The sequence below is a fragment of the Catenulispora sp. MAP12-49 genome (assembly GCF_041262705.1).
In the GTDB taxonomy this organism is placed as follows: Bacteria; Actinomycetota; Actinomycetes; order Streptomycetales; family Catenulisporaceae; genus Catenulispora.
This window is the reverse complement of sequence record NZ_JBGCCP010000090.1, coordinates 1-1,404: the sequence shown is the minus strand read 5'-3', so window position 1 is coordinate 1,404 and position 1,404 is coordinate 1. Positions and strand designations below refer to the sequence as shown.

The following is a 1,404-nucleotide window of genomic DNA, read 5'->3' as shown; positions in this document are numbered from 1 at the left end:
CCTAGTACTGCAGCCGCACTTGTTGTGACGTGTGGCGTTGCTGCTCGTTAGCGGTGTGTGGATCACGTTGCGGTTGCTGCCGACGTCCTGGAGCGCATCGAAGGTTGGGATGCGGAGCTGGCGTGTATGCATGAGCGTTTTGCCGACTCGTTCCTGAGGTCGGAGCCCCGCCAGCGGGCCCTGCGTTACATGTGGGGCCTGTTGGCGCCGTTGGAGCGGAAGAACGGCTGGACTTTGGCCGAGGAAGCCGGCGAGGCAGTCCCGGATGGGATGCAGCGGCTGTTGAACGACTCGGTCTGGGACGCCGACGAGGTCCGGGACCGGCTGCGCGAGTATGTTGTGGAGCGGCTTGGTGATGCCGAGGCGGTGTTGGTGGGCGATGACACCGGGTTTTTGAAGAAGGGCCGTGAGTCGGCTGGGGTGCAGCGGCAGTACTCCGGCACTGCCGGGCGCACCGAGAACTGTCAGATCGGCACTTTCTTGGCCTACGCCTCCCGGCACGGCCGGACCCTGATCGATCGGGAGCTGTATATCCCGGAGCACACCTGGATCGCCGACCGGGACCGCTGCCGGGCTGCGGGGATCGGCGATGACGTCGAGTTCGCCACCAAACCCAAGCAGTTCCAGGCGATGCTTGAGCGCGCGCTGGACGCCGGAGTGCCGTTCGCCTGGGCCACCGCCGATGAGGCGTTCGGCCAGAACGCCGAGCTGCGTGCCTGGATGGCTGGCCGGGATGTGGCGTTCGTGATGGCGACGCGCTCAACGAACCTGTCCACGCCCGGCGGGGTGTCGGTGGCCGACCTGGTGGCCGCACAGCCTGCCGGGCGCTGGCACCGGCGCTCGGCCGGGACTGGTGCGCACGGTGAGCGTTTCTACGACTGGATCCGGATCGCGGTGCCCTGCGACATCCCGGGCCGCAAGCGCTGGGTGCTGGCCCGCCGGTCGATCACCGACGGGGAGATCGCCTACTACCACTGCTTCGGCCCGGCGAACACGACGTTGAAGACGCTGGTCGAGGTCGCCGGGGCCCGGTGGGCGATCGAGGAATGCTTCCAGACCGCGAAGAACGAGTGCGGGCTGGACCAATACCAGGTCCGCAAGTACACCGCCTGGTATCGGCACATCACGCTGTCGATGGCCGCGCACGCCTGCCTGACTGTGATCCGTGCGGCCGAACGCGCCCGGAAAAGGGGGCTGCGGCCGACCGGTGTGACGAGCTGGTAGACCTGTCACTGGCCGAGATCCGCCGCCTATTCACCCGGATCGGCACGCAGGCCCAGCACCTGCTGTTCACAATCGGCTGGAGCATCTGGCGCCGTCATCATCAAAAACGCGCTCAACGCAGCCACTTCCGACGACGCGGCCAGACCCCACCCTAACCACCAAGTGCGGCTGCAGTACTAG

At 66.9% G+C, this 1,404-nt stretch carries 1 protein-coding gene; it reads left to right on the top strand.

What is annotated here, in order from left to right; genetic code table 11:
• Positions 1–126: 126 nt before the first annotated feature.
• Positions 127–1,224, top strand: coding sequence for an IS701 family transposase (locus tag ABIA35_RS49400; RefSeq protein WP_370346732.1), 1,098 nt, complete (start codon positions 127–129; stop codon positions 1,222–1,224).
• The last annotated feature ends 180 nt before the right edge of the window (positions 1,225–1,404 follow it).

Bases quoted from the DNA above. Each gene is read 5' to 3' on its own strand.
- ABIA35_RS49400 (WP_370346732.1), top strand. From the start codon at position 127: ATGCATGAGCGTTTTGCCGACTCGTTCCTGAGGTCGGAGCCCCGCCAG.